Here is a 16,738-nt window from a genome sequence, read left to right on the forward strand (position 1 = left end):
CCGGGGATGGCGGCTCTCGGAGCAGGAGGAAGATCTGGCCGTCCTCGGTGATCACGTCATCGACCGCTAGACGGTATGAAGGCCCACTGAGTTTGGGGGCCGGAGGCAGTCCATGGCCATTGACATGGCCAGTGTTGGGTGCCTCCCTTCTCCCGCAGCAGGATCACTGATTGGACCGTTCGAGATCTCGAGGCCGCAACGCCAGCGCACCGCCGCAGCGGCACGCGGTTTCGATGTGCAGGCGCAGCAACAGTGTGTCCAGTTCCGGATCGTTGCCGGTGGTGGCGGCGACCTGGACGAGGTCGGCGAGGATTCCCGTGGGCAACGCGTGCCGGGCGGGGCCCTGGTTCCCGGGCTTGTCCAACTGGGCGGCGGGATTGTCTCGGGGGTCGATGAGCCGTTCGCGTTCGGCGTGTTTGTAGAGCCGCCGCAGGGCACAGACGACGTGGCGGGCGGTCTCACTGCCGTTCTGGTCGGTGCGGCGGACGATTCGTCCGAGCCTGATCGTTTCGACCAACCCCGCCAACTGGGCGGTTGTCGGCTCGAGGTTTGCCATTGGCAGCGCGGGCGCTGCCCGGGAGGAGCGGTCGCCGCGGATATGTGCGGGTCACAGATTGGTGTGCGGCGGGGGAGGATCTGCTGAGGGTGATTACTTCGACGGCCTTGCCCCGCTCATCACCGGCGAGAGATAGTCGAATCCTGTGGTGGCCGAGCGAATCCGGTTCCGCTCTACGGTACCGCCGACAGCGGGCTCCTCGATCACGAGACACCCAGGCAGTGCGGCGGCTCAGCCGCGCAGCGGCACGCCCGGCTCATCACCGCGCTCGCCGGCCAGGACTGAAAGTTGCCGTCACGGGCCTCATCAACCTGCGGATAGTCCGGATTGGCTGAGCCGCAGACCAGATACACAGTCCCATTGGGCAGATTCACTGAGCCTGGACCAGATTCACTGAGACAAGACACCGAGGACTCCGCCCGCGTGGGGTCGACCCCACCAGATGCCGGAGAGTTGAGCCGCGCTCATGCGCCCGTCCCGCCGCCGGAACGGCGGTCGGCCGCCAGGAAGATCGGGAGCTGGTTACCGGGGATCGGGGTCTCGCCACCCGGCGCCGTCGCGTCACTATGACGCTCGGAGCTGAACAGTGGTTCGCCCGGCGTCGGCAGCGCCGGCCGGGGCCACTCCGCCGGGTTCACCGGCTCGTCCATGTGGACGACGGTCGGCTGGGTGAGTTCGGGTGAATCGGTCATGGGCGTCCTTACCCTGAAATCGGTGGCGTGAGCTGTAGTTCCGTGCAGCGTAGCGGTGGCCACCGACTTCCTTCCCCCAACCTGGCGCGGCAAGACTGGGCTTGGAGTGCTTGAACAGATCCTGCTCGGTCCCCACGACCGATACGGATTCGACACCTATCTAGGTCCCCAGCGCTAGGGTGCGTCCTCAAAGTTGGTGGGGCTGACGTACGTTGATTCTCGGTCGTGGTGCGTAGGCACAAGTTCCCGTGGTGGGCCGGCCACCAAGAGCCATCTGGCCTGCGACGGGCTCGGCCGCCCACTGGACGTGGTGTTGACCGCGGGCAATGTCAACGACCGCACCATGGTTCACCCAGGTCCTGGCCGGGATCTGGATGCCAAGCCCGGGTCGGGGCCGGACGCGGACACGACCCCGGCGGGTCTTGGCAGGGCTCCTCCACGCCGCCTCTTCCGGCAGCCAGCCGAGCCCGGACGCCTTTCAATACTGCTCGGAATTATGCTGCAAGGTGATGCGTCCACATCGGTGATCGCGCTGCAATCAGCTGGTGGCGCCGACGGCCCGGTTGGACGTGCGGATGCTACGGCGCTCGTCGACGCAGGATGCCCCGGGGCCGAGTAACCGGCCCCAGGGCATCCGGACCGAGAGCAGGCAGAGCCGGCCTCCCGGCCGTCCGCTGCCCGGTTACGGCGAGGAACCGCCGCGTCGGAGGTTCATTCATGCGGGCAGGGCGTCGAACGAGTCGTTGTGGAGGACCTGGTCTGCGTGCCTGCGCAGCATCGTCGAGAACATCCGGTCGCCGCGTTCGGTCTGCTCGACCTGGACCGAAGCGACGAGTGTGACGACGAAACCCGCGAACGCCTGTGCTCGATAGGCGGTCAGGCAGTCGTCCCAGGAGAACCCGTCCACTCCTCCGGAACGCAGGGCATCGTGGTACTCGCGAAGCAGATCCCGTTCGTTCGCGTGGCGATCGGACTCGGTCAGGCTGTTGCCCAGAAAGTAGCTCACGTCCGCGACCGGCGGCCCAGGCATGATCCCCTGCCAGTCGACCACAACGAGCGGATCCGCGGTGTCGCCGGGGCGAAACAGCATGTTGTCCAACCGATAGTCACAGTGCCACAGGCACTGCGATCGGAGCGACGACAGCCAGCGTGGGAACGCTTCGACGAAGCGGTCTCCGATTTCCAGGTGCTCGGGCGCGACCAGATCTGCGTAGCGGGCGCGAACCGCTGCCTGCAGGGCGGGCAGATTCGCACCGAGCTGACCCCAGAACGCTGCGGGATCCCGCTGCCAGGGAAGCCCGAGGATGTCTTTCCGCCCCCACGACGAAGCGTGCAGAGCAGCAGCCTGCCGCACAGCCACTGCAGCGCTCGTCGTCGTGGCCCCGGTGAGCTGATCCTGCATTTCGACCGGATCGATGTCCTCTAGGAGCAGGATGAACTCCCGCTCATCCGGGGACACGTCCGCGTGATAACACCTGGGTGTGCGAACGGTCAGCTCGTGCGCGACATCCCGGTAGAAGTCGACCTCCACTGCGTAGAGACGCGCGCCGCGGGCGAACTCCAGACTCGCGGGATCCTTCGACGGAAGTTTCGCCACCAGACTGTGCGGAGCTTCCCCGAGGTCACCGGCGTAGGTGGGAACAAGGCGGTGACACTCGCCGATCTGCCCGGTTCCGATCTTCTCGGTGCGCAGGTCGACGACCGCCCCGCCTGCGGGCAGAGCCGAGTGGCGCAGCACCTCTGTGAGCCACTCCGGGGTCATTGCCTCTGTGCTGTAGACCGGCGTGGCACTACTCACCGGTTTTGGGGGAATCATCGATGAATCTCCTTGATACTCAGGTTCTTACATAACCGGTCCGGTTCTGTTGCCGGACCGAATCAGTGGAACGGATCCGGAACGGACGCTCAGGCCCGAGCCGTCGCGTATTCCTTTACGACGGGGGCGAGTTCGTCGGGAGTGACGCCGTGCAGAATGACCCCGTCCACCCCGAGGTCGAACTGGTGACGGATGCCGGCGGCACACTCGGCGGGGGTGCCGGTCGCCGAGGAGGCGAGCCACTCATCCGGCAGCAACGTCGCGACATGCTCCAGCTGCTCGTCGGTGGCGGCACCGTCGAACAGGCCACGGAAGCCCGCGACAATCGGGTCATCCCGGAAACGTTGCAGCAGTGCAGGATCCCAGCCGTTGGTACCCACCATCAGATCTCCGTACATCTGCAGATAGGTGGCCAGGCGGCCGACCATCTTGCGCCGCCGCTCGGCCTCGGGCACATGGTCACCGATGGTGGCCAGGCAGGCCCAGACCCGCACTGACTCAGGGTCGCGTCCCGCCCGTTCCGCGGAAAGTTTGACGAGATCGACGCAGCGGCTGGTCGTCTCGTCGGTGAAGAAGGTGTGCAGCACGACCGTGTCGAACGCGCGGCCTGCGAGTTCGAGTGTTCGCGGACCGAACGCCACGATCCCGAGCGGGATGTCCTCGTCGAAGGTCGGATCGAGCGTGAGCAGTTTGTGGTCTCCGGCGGGGCCGGAGTGATTCACGACGGTCTCGCCGTGCCACAACCTGCGCATCAGGCCCGCGAAGTCCTCCAACTCGGCTGTGGTGATCGCCGGCAGGCCGAACCTGTCGTACATGACCTTCGCGCCCCGCCCGAGTCCGAGGGTGAACCGCCCCCCTGTCAGCCGGTGCATCGTCGTCGCGAAGGACGCGGTGACCAGGGGATGACGAGTATTGCTATTGGTCGCCGCGGTGACAATCTCCAGCGAGTTGCTCACAGCACCAGCAGCCCCGCAGAGGGTGGCCGCCTCCTTGATGTTCCACCGCTCCGAGATGAAAGCCGATCCCAACCCGAGTTCTTCAGCCCGCACCACCTCGTCGATCAGGTCACGTGGTGAGCGAGGCGCTCCGGCGAGCAGGTAACAGCCGAGCTCGGGGTAAGCGAGACGGCCGGTCGATGAGATGTCCTGCATTTCTTACTCCTGACGATGCGAGACGGGAAACGGAAAAGGAGATGTCCACTGCACCGGCCTGGAGAGGGTCAGCGCTTCCTACTGACCTCGACCGAAGGCCAGCGCTCGGAACGACGGTGCTGATCGGAGTCCGCGCTGAGACGACACTCAACCTCGAACGGACAGGGCGCCGCCGCGCAGATACTCGAGAAGATGCAGCAAGATGCCCTTCGCGGACTCGCGATCCCGGACATCACAAAGCTGGACCGGGGTGGCAGGTGACAGATCCAATGCGTGGCGGACTTCGTTCTCCTCGTAAATATCCGCGCCCTCGAAACAGTTGACCCCCACAACAAAGGGGATCCGCCGCGATTCGAAGTAGTCCACCGCAGGGAAGCAGGCATCGATACGGCGGGTATCGGCCAGCACGACAGCGCCGAGCGCACCGACCGACAATTCGCGCCACATGAACCAGAACCGGTCCTGCCCGGGGGTACCGAACAGGTAGACAACCACCTTCGGACTGATCGTGATACGACCGAAGTCCAGCGCCACCGTCGTCGTCGACTTCGCCTCCACACCGGTCAGATCATCGACCGCAGCGCCGATCTCGGACAGTCGCTCCTCCGTCCGAAACGGCGCGACTTCACTGAGGGTGCCCACCAAAGTGGTTTTCCCGACCCCGAAGCCGCCCGCGATCAGTATCTTGGCGACATGCATCTCACCGAGTGCGGGGTTTGCGTCGTGATCAGAGTCGGCGTATGCCATCGATTACCGCCTGCAGGAGTTCTGGGTCCGGTCCGCTCGCTGTCGGCGTCGGAGTTCTGAAAATGAGGTAGCCGGAGTCGATCAGATCGCTGATGAGCACCTTCACCGCGGCCAGCAGCAGGTTCAGGTACGCGGCCAGCTCGACGATCGACTGTGGTTTGCCCTGGCACAGCCTGACGATCTCAGCACCCTCGCGGTCCAGTGTCGCCGTGTCGCGCTCGGTCCGGATCGCGACGACAAGTGTGAGCATGTCGAGATTGTGCAGATCCCGGCCGGCTCGCCCGCGCGTCACCGCGAACGGGCGGACCAACGGCCCGGGGTCCTCTTCGTACGGCCACGAGCGGCTCGTATCCCGGTTCACGGCATCGCGGCGGTATACGACGCTCCCGGCATGCCCCGCGGCACCGCAGATAGCTGCGCGCCAACTTGTCCGACGATTACGTTCATCTCGTAGGCGACCAGACCGAGGTCGGCATCGATGGCCGTCAGTAGTGCCAGACACGTCCCCTGCCCAGCCTCGATCACCACCAGGTAACCGCCTCCGAGCTCGACCACCGTCTGCCGCAGCGCTCCTTTACCGAAACGTGTGCCGACACCGCGCGCCAAGCTGTGCAGCGCCGAAGCGATTGCCGCCAGCTGTTCGGCGTCCTCCCGCCCGAACTGCGACGAGCAGGCCAACGGAAGACCGTCCGCGGACAGGACCACCGCGTATTCCGATCCCGGGACGCGATCGATGAGTCCATTGAGCAGCCAGTCGAGCGAGCTGCCCCGATTCCGGCCGATTGTCTGATCATTCATGCTGTTCCGCCTCGCTTGTCACTGTTGAGATTGCGATCCAGAGTTCTCTCGCGCCTGCCGCGTTCCCCGCTGGAAAGCCGACATCGAACTGCGCACGGCGTTCGCGGGCCTGTTGGCCTCGGATTCGGGCGGGGCAAGATCGTGCTCAGGCACCCGCAGTTCGGGTACCAGATGGGTCTGCTTCTGCCGTCGTTGGAGCGGAGCTCGCGTGCTCCCGGGATGCGGATTCCGCCCGCCGCCCACCTCACCCGCACCGGGCAGGTGCCGATTCGAGTCCGGAGTGGGCGGTACGTCGAGGTAGGGCATCGCCAAGTGTCCCGTCGAAATGGGCGACCGTCGTGGTGCGGCCTGCCCGCTCGGGTAGAAGGTGACCGGATCGGGGGCAGCTTGAACGATCGCCCGCCGGTCGAGTGGTGCGGAGATCTCTCCCACCACGGGTTCCTGCATACTGGTACCGAAATCGAGCCGCTCCGCGGGGATCAACACGATCGCCCGTACCCCGCCGTAGGCGGATTCCTGAAGCCGAACGGTTATTCCGTGCCTGCGCGCCAGGCGACCCACGACGAACAATCCGAGGCTCCGGTTTCCGGACAGCGCCATCTCCTGGAAGTCCGGCGGATGGAGCAGCAGCGCGTTGATGCGCTCACGGTCGGCGTACTCCAGTCCGAGACCTTGGTCCTCGATCTCTACCGCCACTCCGCGTCCGACCTCGTTGGCGTGGACGGCCACCGGCGACTGCGGCGGCGAGAAGGACGTCGCGTTGTCGATCAGCTCGGCGAACAGATGCGTGAGGTCGGCGACGGCGCTGCCGAGTACCCGGACAGCGGGTAGCCGGATCGCAGTGACGCGAGTGAAGTCTTCGGCCTCCGAGGCCGCACTCCGCACGATCTGCTCCAGCTCCACCGAATCTCGCCACCGGCGCGCAGGCTGGGATCCACCGAGGATGAGCAGGTTCTCTGCGTTCCGGCGCGCACGGGTCGCGAGATGGTCCAGCCGAAAAAGCAGTTCCAGATGTTCGGGGTCGTCTTGCTTCGATTCGGCCAGATCCAGTACGTCCAGCTGCCGTCGAACAATGACCTGGCTCCGAAAGGCGATGTCGACGAATACCTTATTGAATCCGTCCCTGGTCCGCGACTCGGCTGCTGCCGCCGCCATCGCGGTGCGCTGCGCCGCGCTGAACGCCTCCGCAACCTGCCCGATCTCGTCGGACCCGGGATCCAACACCGCGACCTCGGCATCGACGTCGACGTCTTCGCCGTCGTTGATCCGCTGGATGATCGACGGCAGGATCTCGTTCGCCAGTTCGAGACTTCGTGTTCGCAGGGAGCGCAACCGGCGGACCAGGCCGCCGGCCAGTCGAAGCGCCAGCGCCAGAGCCGCGACCGACACCAAGGTGATCATCACACCGAAAGCGATGGACCGGAACTGCGAGCGCTCCGCGGTATCGGCAACGATGCTGTTCGCGTAGTTCGCGTGCGCTTCAAAGGTCGCGACCAGTTCTGTGTCCAGCCGCTGGTCGGCATCGCGCCACGCGTTGAGGGCGACCGGGGTGGTCCCGGTGTCGGCCAGCCCACGGTACGCCTCAGTGAGCAGACGCCAATCGTCTCCGGTGGTCACCTGTTGCCATCGGGATGCGGTGACTTCGGTCAGCCGGGGTTGCACCCAGGAGAGCTGTTGCCGGTACGCGCCGACCAGTTCGGACACCTTCCGCTGCTGTTCGGCGTCGAGCCTGCCTGATCCAGCCACTGCGGCCGCCGCGATGCCCGAAGCCCGAGAGTGCAGGTCGGCCACCTGCAAAACATTTGCGGCGACCACTTCCTCGACCGCGGCAGCTGGATCCGGGTTGTGTCGTCCGAGGCCGTCCAGGCCCACCGTGAGGGCGAAGACGAACTGCGTATAGGTCTCGTCGATTTCGGCCATGGTCGCCCGGCCCGAGTCGATGTTCTGCCGCAGCATCGGCAGCCGCGTAGCGGCGGCGTAGAAGAGCGCGTTCGACTTCTCTACCGCTCGAGGATTCAGTTCGTCGAGCCGCCTTGCCAGCGCGGCGATCCCGGCGATCCCGGCATCGGTGGCCACCCGCCGCGCCTGCAGATCGGCCACCGTCGCCGGAGTTCCCTCGGCCACCGCGAAACTGGCGGATCGTTCCGCTTGCACCGCCTCAGTGAACCTGGCGCCCGGACCGATTTGGTCGGTCAAGTAGTCCGACCACTTGGACGCGTTCCTGGCCTCCGCGAAGAGGCTTATTACCGCCACGGCTCCGACAGTGCACAAGATCACGCAAGGGACAACCGCGACTGCCATGACCTGGCGGCGGATACTCCGTCCCCGCAGCATGGCCCACACCCTCATCAGGCGGCCAGCGTGGTCGCTCGGTATGTCCGACACTTTTGGCGCTGACAACACATCTCGTGTCGATGTCGGCAAATGATGGGACAACCGAGCTCCTTGCATCGACCACTGTTGCACCGCAACAAGATCACACGAAATTATACTGTTTGATATATTAGACCTGCGATGGTCGGAGACATTAACGGAGCGACCCGAACGTGTCAATGAAGAACTCCGCGGCATCGCGGCATACGCAGAATCCACACCGAGCACCCCGGCAGACCGGCGATCACGTAGGCAGCCAGCCGTCCCTGCCGATTCGCTGCGTCGGCCAACGGGATCGGCGTCGACTGCCGCTCACCGAGTCCTACTTCTCCACCACATCGCCAACGGCATAGATGCGCGGCGCGGACGTGCGCAGCCGATCATCGACCTGTCCGGATGGTCACTGAAGTACTTCCCGCCGCAGCTGGTCCGTCAGGCGAATTCCTTACTGCGGCACAACGTTCTGTTCGGCTCCGACTATCCGGTGATCCGGTGCTGACCCCGGATCACCGGCCGAGCGACTCGACCAACTGGAGTTCTCCGACGAGAACCGTCCTCTGCTGCTCAAGGAGAACGCAGTGTGACTGCTCGGCTTGCGCGGCGTGGCGCGATGATCCGCCGCGGCATGCCCTCGTGCGGGCTCGGTGCGGACCACCTGGCGCTGCGGGAGCTCGCCCGTGCCGTCTCGACGGAGGGCATCGCACCCCATGCCGCGAAAGCGAATGAGCACGAAGAGTTTCCGCGCGACTCGCTTCGCTGGCCGTGGGAACGATCAACAATTTCCCCGCCCGTCCGTCACTTCCCCGGCTTCGCCCCTAGTGCCGCGTCGATGCCACCGATATCCGTGATGATCCACGCGTTTCGGCTGTCGACGCTGAGGCTGTAGGTCGCGGTTGACTGGATGCCTCTGGGAGCTTGGCTGTTTTTTGTCAGGACACTGACGAAGCAATCGATCTGATAGATCCCGTTCGATTCCGAGCGAACCTTGGCCGCAATCGGTTTCGCCGTCGAGCTCCACTGTAGCGGCATGATGATCTGCTCCATCGATGACGCGGCCTGCGTCAACCGGTTCGACAGTTCGGGAGTGGTCCCCTTGACCAATCGCCCACGCCACGTCGCCAGATCTTGGAAGTTCATGTCCGCGGCACCCGTCGCGTAGTCGAGTGCGACCTGTTCGGCATGCATTCGTTCCGCTGCCGCAGCGTTCACGTGGCCGAGATCGGTCGCTTTCCCGTGTAGCTGCCAGCCGAGCACGGCAATCGCCGCGACCATCACGGCGCAGAGAAGTCCCGCGGCGATGGTCTTCAGTTTGATCGCCGAATCTCCGGCATTCCGACCATGGTTGATCGCCGCACGCACGACGGACGAGTGCTTGTTTCGCTGCTGTCTTTTGTTCCAGTCGGCTTCGGTTTCGGTCGAATCGTCGTCCACCGCTGCGTCTTCCGACAACACCGATTGACTGCTCATAAGAATCACTCTCTCCGAGAAACTATTTCCAATTGATTTCTTCCACGACGGGGAAGCGCCGACCCTACCTCCCGGGAGAGCGGATGTGGATGGCAACGCTGTCGCCTGATTCCGTTGCGGCGAGGGAATTTTCGAATAGCTGTGCCACGCTGACGGTCGTCATCGAAGATGCTCCCGCTCGTGCTGCGGGCAGCAAATCCAAGCCGAGGGTTGCGAGATCGGCCGAATTGTGGTCGAGGAACAGCTGTAGCTCCGACAGGACCGGCGACGCGCCGTCTCTGATGCCGTCTCTCATCGGAGCGTTTTCGACCGCGAAGCGTATTGCATCCGAAACATCGCTCAAACTTCTTCCGAGCGCGGGTGCATCGCGCCCGGTATCCACCAGGCTGCCCGGCAACCACGCACTGTCCCGCAGCAGTGGCTGCACGGTGTTCAGCAGCTTGGTGAGATCATCGGCCCGGCGAGAAATGGTTACAGCCAGCAACTCACCGGCGTGGGAGAGATTCCCGAGAATCCTCGTATCCTCGGGCAGCGCGACATCCATTTCGTGGAATATGTCACGGATCCGCTCGGGTTCGATCTGCTCCAGCATTCTGGTGAGCCGCGCAGACAGCTCTTTGAATGTCGTGGGGACGACAACTTTCGCAGCCGGGACGATGGCGCCGTCGGCCAGATAGGGCCCGGATCCGGTTTTTGGCACGACCGCCAGATAGCTCTCGCCGAGTGCGGACAGATTGTCAACGCGGAAATGGCTTTCGAGCGGGATGCGGTACTTCTCATCGTAATTCCACTCGATCGTGACGCCGTCCACCGACGAACGAATGTTCGAAACTTGGCCGATGCCGACCCCGTGCAGCAGTACGCGGCTTCCGACCACCAGGCCGTTGGTGTCGGGCACCTCCATGCTGGCAGTTCGAACATTGTTCAGAGCGCCGACCGGAAGTCCCAGCCGGTCCATATAGGAGAATGAAGCACCAGCGATGACGACCATCCCGGCAACGGACGCGAGCGTCTTGTTGATCATTTCGTCGCCCCCAGCATACGCAGCAGATTCTCCATATCACCGACGAGCTGGTCGCCCTGCGGCGACTCGACCGAGCGAATATTCACCGACGGATTCTGAACGAATGGCAACACCGCAGTACGCAGAAAATCAGCCACTTTACCCACGGTCGCGGGCGTGGTATCCCACATACCTCGGCCGAGCTCGGCGGTGCCGGCCAGCGACTCCAGCATGGGCACCATCCAGAAACCGCCCTCGAAAATACTGCCGATAGAAGGCACGATTTTGCTGACATGACTCCAGACGAATTGGAATGTCATTCGCCAGTATTTCAGGGCGGAGTCTTCGAACAGCACTTGTTGCAAGGTGGCGGATTTGTCGTCGATCGAGAGCGCCAGCTGGTCGATAGCGGTCAGGGTGCGGTCGATCGTGGCGGTGTTCTGCGCCAGGTCGTCGAGGTCACCAGCTACGATCGTCGCGAGTTTGCGCAGGTCGGCTACGGCGGGCAGGACCGCATTGATCCGCGACATCGTATCCTGGACCCGCTGGATGCTGCCGCCGTTGACGAAGTAGGCCAGCACCGCAAGAGTGTCCTCGAGTTGCGGTGGTGAGGTCGTCTGGCCGATCGGAATGTTTCCCGATGGTGGCAATGACGCGGTGTCCCGTCCGGATGGATTCTGGTCCAGTCCGATATAGGTGTCGCCGAGCAGCGTGTCCTGCCGGATCACCGCGTGCACGTTAGAGGGAACTCGCGCATCAGCGGAGATTCCCGCGGTGACGGTGACGTCCGAACCGGAGGCGTCGACCTTCTCGACCTGGCCGATGCGTAGCCCATCCATCATGACTTTCGCGCCGGTCGGCAGGTTCATGACGCTGGTGAAATGCAGGGTGATGTCGTAGCCGTCGCTGGCTCCGGATTGGAACGACGGCACATCATTCGGACCCAGCGAACACGATGTCGCAGTGAGAACCACGCCGCACAGCATGATCGCGCCCGCTCCTGTGGTGATTCGGTTGGACAGCCTCATCGGTCTCCCTTTGCCAGCACGAGGTCGAACAACCGCAAGCCCGCCACTTTGACGCTGGTACCGTCCGGCGTGCAGCTGCCCTCGATCGCGCTGTTGAGCACATCGCATATCTGCGGAGCAGCCGCGGAATCCAGTTCGACGGTCGGCGGCTGATAGACCATCGTCAGCCCGCCCGCACCGTCGGATTGCTGTCGCAGCACCGCGGCGATCGACGGAATGGATTCCAGCAGAGCGGCGATGTCCTTGGACCGAGTTGCGGCCAGATGGATCACGTCGGTCACGCCGCCGTGCATCAGCGGCCAGATCAGGTCACCGTAATTGCGCTGAATGCGGTAGAGCACGTTCACCACCCAGGACAGGCCGTTGGCCACATCGGTCAGACCTGGAAGCAGCCCGTAGGCGGCCGCGCGAATCGCCGTAGAAGCCTGGTCGAGAATCGAGCGGATGGTCGCCCAGCGCTGCAGCGCTTCCTCGGTCAGTGGCGCCATGTTCCGAATAGACGATCCCATATCGGCGATCAGCTGGTCCGGGGCCGACATAGCCGCCGCGGCATGGCGCATCAACGCATCGACATTCGGGCCGTTTCCGCGCAGGGCGTCGTCGAATCCGGCAACGGCTTGCTGGAAGCTTTGTTTGCCGTCGCTCGGCGACATCGCGTCGATGAAATCGGCTGCGGAGCCCGCGATCTCGGAAATGCTCTTCGGCGTGAAGCTGTGGTCGAGGGCGATACAACGCCCCGCTGTCAGCTCGGGTCCCGCGGCATAGTTGCCGACGAGTTCGAGACTCCTATCGGCCAGCAGGGATTTCGAGCGCGTCACCGCCTTCACGTCCGCCGGATATCGGCGATCGCCCTTCAACGAGAAGGTGACTTGTACGTGGTCGCCCTCGGGCTGGACTTGCTCTATCTTGCCGACCCGGTACCCCATTTGCGTGACAGGGTTGCCCGGGTAGAGGCCGACCGCATCCGGCATCTGCGCGCAGAAACCGGTACCGTCGGGAGACTTCGATCCGGTGGCCAACGCATAGCCGGTCCCGGAGGCAACTGTGATACCCACCACCACAGCGACCCCGGTGATTGCCTTGCGATTGTTCATCTCAACATGTCCGTCCGGGAATGGGCACGCAAAGGTGCGAGGCCAGAATCGTTCCGCCACTGATCGGTTTCAACCCGTCCGGCCCCAGCCAGGCTTCGAGTTGGGTCCGCAGATTACCCAGCTGATCGATGGTCTGGCCCAGTACCTTCTGGAAATCGCCGATGGCCGTTCGAGCGTGGTTCACGGCAGCAAGGACCTCGTCCTCGTGACCGATATAGAACCGAATCACCGAACTGGCCCGAACCAGCACATCGCCGAGTAGCTGATATGAGCGATCGACACCGTCGTGCGACATGACATATGTCGATTCCACGATTTCGATCTTGCGCAGCAACTCGAAGACAAAGGCGCGACTGCTGTTGAAGGTCTGCAGGTATTCCGATGTGAGATCCATGATCTGGCGGACCTGGTCGCGCTGTCTGTCCATGACGGTCGCGATGCTGTTCATTCCCGCGATGATCGATCCCACCGACGTCGAATTGTGTTGCAGCGCATCGGCGAATTGCTCGATGCCGGCATGGATGTCGCGACCGTCGACATTATCGGTGACGTGCGGAGATACCTGCAGCACATCGCCGATCGAATACGGGACGCTGACCCGGTCGACGGGAATGAGCGCCCGCCCCAGAGGCTCGTTGCCGATCGGCACGATCGTCACCGCGTAACCACCCACGGGTGTCAGCATCCGTACCTCCACGAGGGAGTCGGACCCGACGAACGTCCTGTCTTCGATCGTCGCATCGACGCGAACAGTGTTCGGCCCGATCGAAATGCCCGAGATCTTGCCGACTGTGATCCCGGCGACCCGGACATCCACACCCACACTGAGCGACGAGGCGTCCGTCGTTTCGAACGATATTGTTCTACGGCCCAGAGGATGTACGTACAGGGCCGCCGATGCGGCTATCGCGATCACACCAGCCAGCACGACAACCGAACCGAGCACGGCTTCGCGATTCCCGAGGCGCTGGACAAGCGCTCCAAGGCCGTTGCGCATCCCTACTTTGCGTTGCATACCACGACCTCACTTCCGTTCAAGAGCACTGTGACATCGATGGGGAGTTGCGCCACGCCGTTGGTGCAGTTCATGGCGCCGGGCCGGGCGTTCGAATTCGGTATCTGCAAGCCCGCGAATACCACCGGAAGCAACCGCAGTGCCTCGGCGGCGGAGGTGGCCGACGAGAAAGCATCCGCAAGCAACTTGTCGATGTCCAGGTCCTCGGTGATCCCCAGGGCGGCGATCAACCGGTGGACCGGACTCATGAAGATCGGACCGAAGCGCGCGGTCTTCGGGAACTCGTCCAGAACCGTCATCGCCGCGCTGATCGGCATATTGATCGAGCGGAGAAAGTCGAGGATCGCGGACGACTTACCGCCCATCGTGTCCGCGATTCGCGATAAATTACCGGTTAGCGTCGAGATCACCTTCTCGCGGTCGTGGGCGTAGTCGGCGAGCGTCTGGACGCTGTCCAGCATGGGCGCGAGGCCTCTGCCGTCACCTTCGAGCAACGAGATCGCGTTTTCGGTGAAAGTGTTGATCTGGTCGGTGCTCATGGTGCTGAGGACCGGCTGCAAGCCGTTGAACAGCTGGGTGATGTCGAACGAGGACTGGGTCTTCTCGGCCGAAAGATGCTTCGTTGGAGCACCGGGCTGCGCCGGAGAGTCGAAATCCAGGTAACGAATGCCGGTCAGATTCTGATACCTGATGGCGAGCGCGGTGTTCTCGGTCAGCACGTACGGCTTCTCGAGCGTGAAGCCGACCTCCGCGAGGCTGCGCCCATCGCGGCGGACCAATTCGATCGACGTCACCTTGCCGATCAGTACGCCCTTGATCCGCACATCGCCATTGACATGCATGCCTGAGACGTCGGTGAATTCCGCCGTGTAGGAGTCTCGTGCGGCCTGTACCGGATTCTTGATGGCATTGATGACGATCACGAACAGCAGCACCGCGACGACCGCGGCGATGCAGAGTTTGATCAAGGTGACAACGAATCTGGCTCGGTAGGTCACTTCGGCGCCTTCTGGTCGGGTGGCTGAGGCAGATCGGTGAGCGCCAACGGGGTCGCGAACGCAGGCAGATCGTCCAAGATGAGCCGCACGTTCAGGGTTTTGGCGTGCTCGGGCCCGGTGAACGACTTGTTGTAGCGGTCGACCAGAGTCGCCAGCTTTTCCAACGACGTACCACCGTCCAACAGGTGCGGCACGGTATCGGACAACGCCGTCACGATCTGCGTGACGGGGGTGAGTTCGGCTCCGTGTGACGCGAGTAGCTTGCCCGCGGCGCCGAACAGATCGGTGGCTGCCAACGTCAGACCCTGGTTTGTCATGTCGAACAGTCCCTCGTCGACTCCGTACGAGCCGTCCGGGAGACGATTCATCTTGTTGTCGAAGAAGTTCGCCAGGGCATCGACCGCTTGCCGATTGAACGCGGGCAGCACTTCGAGTGTGTTGTTCATGTCCGTCAGCAATGTGCTCGGCAGCGCCTGCTGGGTCTGCGTCACCCGATCGGCGACCAAGATCCCGGTCTGGATCATCGGCGTCAGGCCGTCGGTGTACCGGATGATCTTGTCCAGGGTCGCGATCATCGACTCGCTGAGCGTGCCGTCGACCGCGATGGAGCCCTTCTCGATCATCGTCGACATCGTGTAGTCACCGACCGGAATCCGGTTCAGCACCTGCCCACCCATCAGCCGGCCACCACCGGGCCGGCCGACGAGATTGACCGCGGTGACGCCGAAGTAGTTCTCGGGCCGGAAATCGATGTCGAAAGCGTCGGTCAATCCCCGTATTCGATCGGAACGCAGGGAAAGGCTCATCCGCACGGCGTCCGTGTGGGTCTTCGCGAGTTCCGACACCTCGCCGACTTCGGCTCCGCGAATGATCACCTTGGTGCCCTTGCCTACGCCGGGCGCTACGGCGGGAACATCGATACTCAGATCCAATGTGTCCGGCGAGCCGGCGTGCGGATCGATCACTCTGTAGGCCGCGAATATCACTGCCACAACCGTGATCACGGCTAGGGCCGTAGCATTCAGTACGCGCGCCTGCCGCTCATCCGAACCTCGGACAAAGTCTTGACTTCTTGTTCTGCTCATCGCATCATCCCTTGAAGACCAGCAACGGGCTAAGGCCCCAGATAGCGACTGTCGTCGTGAAATTCAGCATGACGATTGCGACCAGGCTGGCGCGGATCGCGCGCCCCGACGCCGCGCCGACACCGGCCGGCCCTCCGGTGGCGAAGTATCCGTAGTAGCAGTGGATCAGCGTCACGACCGCGCAGAAGATCATCGTTTTGAGTACCGAGGCGCCGAGATCCGGCAGGTTCAAGAAGGTACTGAAGTAGTGGTCGTAGGTGCCCGCGGGCTGGCGGTGAAAGGTCTTCACGACAAGACCGCAGGTGATGAAGCTGACCACAAGGGCCATCAGATATCCGGGCAGCACCACCAGCATGCCGCCGATCAGCCGAGTCCCGACCACGAACGGAATCGCCCGTAATCCCATCGCCTCGGTGGCGTCGATCTCCTCCGAGATGCGCATCGCGCCGATCTCGGCGGTCATGCGGCATCCGGCCTGTGCCGCGAAGCCGATTCCGGTAATGATCGGCGCGACGACGCGAATGTTGCCGAACGAGCCGATGATTCCGGTCAACGGGCCGAATCCCAGCAGGTCGAGGGCTGTGAAGGCCTCGATCCCGACCACGGCGCCGACCGCGACACCGAGGAAGAACATCAGGCTGATGACACCACCGTCGACGATCAACGAGCCACTGCCCCAGGCCATCTGGTTCATGGTCTTGAGGGTCGCGCTGCGGTAGTGGCGCACGGTCAGCGGTAACAGGGCGATGGTCTTTCCTGCGAAGACGGCGATCTGCCCCAGTTCCCCGAGCATGCCGGACAGGATCCGGCCGACCGACCGTACCGACCACCGGACAACCGACGAGACCGTGCGAGTAGTGAAATTCGATGATGTACTCATAGCTATGCCAACGGGTCTGGCGCAGACTTCGTGAT

16 protein-coding genes and 2 pseudogenes are annotated in these 16,738 nt (G+C 63.5%); 2 read left to right on the forward strand and 16 right to left on the reverse strand.

Annotation, left to right across the window (positions count from 1 at the left end; genetic code table 11):
- Positions 1 to 163 precede the first annotated feature (163 nt).
- Positions 164 to 556, reverse strand: coding sequence for a site-specific integrase (locus ACT86A_RS27065; RefSeq protein ID WP_445095053.1), 393 nt, complete (start codon positions 554 to 556; stop codon positions 164 to 166).
- Between the two features lie 464 nt (positions 557 to 1,020).
- A complete protein-coding gene (locus tag ACT86A_RS27070) occupies positions 1,021 to 1,248 on the reverse strand; it encodes a hypothetical protein (protein ID WP_445095054.1) in 228 nt (75 codons plus the stop codon).
- Between the two features lie 244 nt (positions 1,249 to 1,492).
- Between ACT86A_RS27070 and ACT86A_RS27075 the strand changes: the two are divergent.
- Positions 1,493 to 1,676, forward strand: a pseudogene (locus ACT86A_RS27075) (transposase); the annotation flags it as partial.
- A gap of 287 nt (positions 1,677 to 1,963) precedes the next feature.
- Here ACT86A_RS27075 and ACT86A_RS27080 read toward each other — a convergent pair.
- From ACT86A_RS27080 to ACT86A_RS27105, 6 genes are all read right to left on the reverse strand, one after another.
- The gene (locus ACT86A_RS27080; protein ID WP_445095055.1) at positions 1,964 to 3,064 is read right to left on the reverse strand and encodes a phosphotransferase family protein; all 1,101 of its coding nucleotides are present in this window, start codon (positions 3,062 to 3,064) and stop codon (positions 1,964 to 1,966) included.
- An 89-nt stretch (positions 3,065 to 3,153) separates the two neighbouring features.
- Positions 3,154 to 4,215 (reverse strand): TIGR03857 family LLM class F420-dependent oxidoreductase, encoded by a 1,062-nt coding sequence (locus ACT86A_RS27085; protein WP_445095056.1) that lies wholly within the window; start codon positions 4,213 to 4,215, stop codon positions 3,154 to 3,156.
- Positions 4,216 to 4,362: 147 nt separating this feature from the next.
- On the reverse strand, positions 4,363 to 4,962 hold the full coding sequence (locus ACT86A_RS27090; RefSeq protein WP_445095057.1) for a GTP-binding protein: 600 nt from the start codon (positions 4,960 to 4,962) through the stop codon (positions 4,363 to 4,365).
- Complete coding sequence (locus tag ACT86A_RS27095) at positions 4,943 to 5,323, reverse strand: DUF742 domain-containing protein (protein WP_445095058.1); 381 nt, start codon at positions 5,321 to 5,323, stop codon at positions 4,943 to 4,945. Before ACT86A_RS27095 ends, ACT86A_RS27090 begins: the two co-directional genes overlap by 20 nt.
- Positions 5,320 to 5,760 carry a roadblock/LC7 domain-containing protein gene (locus ACT86A_RS27100; protein WP_445095059.1) on the reverse strand — a complete coding sequence of 147 codons (441 nt, stop codon included), beginning with the start codon at positions 5,758 to 5,760 and terminating at the stop codon, positions 5,320 to 5,322. Before ACT86A_RS27100 ends, ACT86A_RS27095 begins: the two co-directional genes overlap by 4 nt.
- Positions 5,761 to 5,778: 18 nt before the next feature.
- A complete protein-coding gene (locus tag ACT86A_RS27105; protein WP_445095060.1) occupies positions 5,779 to 8,013 on the reverse strand; it encodes a sensor histidine kinase in 2,235 nt (744 codons plus the stop codon).
- 496 nt (positions 8,014 to 8,509) lie between these two features.
- On the opposite strand from ACT86A_RS27105, the pseudogene ACT86A_RS27110 reads away from it, so the two are divergent.
- Positions 8,510 to 8,626 (forward strand): annotated as a pseudogene (locus ACT86A_RS27110) (4-hydroxyphenyl-beta-ketoacyl-CoA hydrolase); the annotation flags it as partial.
- A gap of 302 nt (positions 8,627 to 8,928) precedes the next feature.
- Here ACT86A_RS27110 and ACT86A_RS27115 read toward each other — a convergent pair.
- The 8 genes from ACT86A_RS27115 to ACT86A_RS27150 all read right to left on the reverse strand — a co-directional run bounded on the left by ACT86A_RS27115 (position 8,929) and on the right by ACT86A_RS27150 (position 16,703).
- Positions 8,929 to 9,696, reverse strand: coding sequence for a hypothetical protein (locus ACT86A_RS27115; protein ID WP_445095061.1), 768 nt, complete (start codon positions 9,694 to 9,696; stop codon positions 8,929 to 8,931).
- A complete protein-coding gene (locus tag ACT86A_RS27120) occupies positions 9,665 to 10,624 on the reverse strand; it encodes an MlaD family protein (RefSeq protein ID WP_445095062.1) in 960 nt (319 codons plus the stop codon). The genes ACT86A_RS27115 and ACT86A_RS27120 overlap by 32 nt, the downstream gene beginning before the upstream one ends.
- Positions 10,621 to 11,631, reverse strand: a complete 1,011-nt coding sequence (locus tag ACT86A_RS27125; RefSeq protein WP_445095063.1) for an MlaD family protein — start codon at positions 11,629 to 11,631, stop codon at positions 10,621 to 10,623. Before ACT86A_RS27125 ends, ACT86A_RS27120 begins: the two co-directional genes overlap by 4 nt.
- Positions 11,628 to 12,725 (reverse strand): MlaD family protein, encoded by a 1,098-nt coding sequence (locus tag ACT86A_RS27130; RefSeq protein ID WP_445095064.1) that lies wholly within the window; start codon positions 12,723 to 12,725, stop codon positions 11,628 to 11,630. Before ACT86A_RS27130 ends, ACT86A_RS27125 begins: the two co-directional genes overlap by 4 nt.
- Before the next feature lies 1 nt (position 12,726).
- Positions 12,727 to 13,740, reverse strand: coding sequence for an MlaD family protein (locus tag ACT86A_RS27135; RefSeq protein WP_445095065.1), 1,014 nt, complete (start codon positions 13,738 to 13,740; stop codon positions 12,727 to 12,729).
- Positions 13,725 to 14,738 (reverse strand): MlaD family protein, encoded by a 1,014-nt coding sequence (locus ACT86A_RS27140; protein ID WP_445095066.1) that lies wholly within the window; start codon positions 14,736 to 14,738, stop codon positions 13,725 to 13,727. Before ACT86A_RS27140 ends, ACT86A_RS27135 begins: the two co-directional genes overlap by 16 nt.
- Positions 14,735 to 15,730 carry an MlaD family protein gene (locus tag ACT86A_RS27145; protein WP_445095067.1) on the reverse strand — a complete coding sequence of 332 codons (996 nt, stop codon included), beginning with the start codon at positions 15,728 to 15,730 and terminating at the stop codon, positions 14,735 to 14,737. The genes ACT86A_RS27140 and ACT86A_RS27145 overlap by 4 nt, the downstream gene beginning before the upstream one ends.
- 97 nt (positions 15,731 to 15,827) lie before the next feature.
- Complete coding sequence (locus tag ACT86A_RS27150) at positions 15,828 to 16,703, reverse strand: MlaE family ABC transporter permease (RefSeq protein ID WP_445095068.1); 876 nt, start codon at positions 16,701 to 16,703, stop codon at positions 15,828 to 15,830.
- Positions 16,704 to 16,738: the final 35 nt, after the last annotated feature.

This window comes from Nocardia glycosmidis (assembly GCF_052545115.1).

Excerpts from the sequence above, each read along its gene's own strand:
- ACT86A_RS27065 (WP_445095053.1), bottom strand. The coding sequence starts at position 556 with ATGGCAAACCTCGAGCCGACAACCGCCCAGTTGGCGGGGTTGGTCGAA.
- ACT86A_RS27080 (WP_445095055.1), bottom strand. The coding sequence starts at position 3,064 with ATGATTCCCCCAAAACCGGTGAGTAGTGCCACGCCGGTCTACAGCACA.
- ACT86A_RS27070 (WP_445095054.1), bottom strand. The coding sequence starts at position 1,248 with ATGACCGATTCACCCGAACTCACCCAGCCGACCGTCGTCCACATGGAC.
- ACT86A_RS27125 (WP_445095063.1), bottom strand. The coding sequence starts at position 11,631 with ATGAGGCTGTCCAACCGAATCACCACAGGAGCGGGCGCGATCATGCTG.
- ACT86A_RS27150 (WP_445095068.1), bottom strand. The coding sequence starts at position 16,703 with ATGAGTACATCATCGAATTTCACTACTCGCACGGTCTCGTCGGTTGTC.
- ACT86A_RS27100 (WP_445095059.1), bottom strand. The coding sequence starts at position 5,760 with ATGAATGATCAGACAATCGGCCGGAATCGGGGCAGCTCGCTCGACTGG.
- ACT86A_RS27120 (WP_445095062.1), bottom strand. The coding sequence starts at position 10,624 with ATGATCAACAAGACGCTCGCGTCCGTTGCCGGGATGGTCGTCATCGCT.
- ACT86A_RS27130 (WP_445095064.1), bottom strand. The coding sequence starts at position 12,725 with ATGAACAATCGCAAGGCAATCACCGGGGTCGCTGTGGTGGTGGGTATC.
- ACT86A_RS27085 (WP_445095056.1), bottom strand. The coding sequence starts at position 4,215 with ATGCAGGACATCTCATCGACCGGCCGTCTCGCTTACCCCGAGCTCGGC.
- ACT86A_RS27135 (WP_445095065.1), bottom strand. The coding sequence starts at position 13,740 with ATGCAACGCAAAGTAGGGATGCGCAACGGCCTTGGAGCGCTTGTCCAG.
- ACT86A_RS27090 (WP_445095057.1), bottom strand. The coding sequence starts at position 4,962 with ATGGCATACGCCGACTCTGATCACGACGCAAACCCCGCACTCGGTGAG.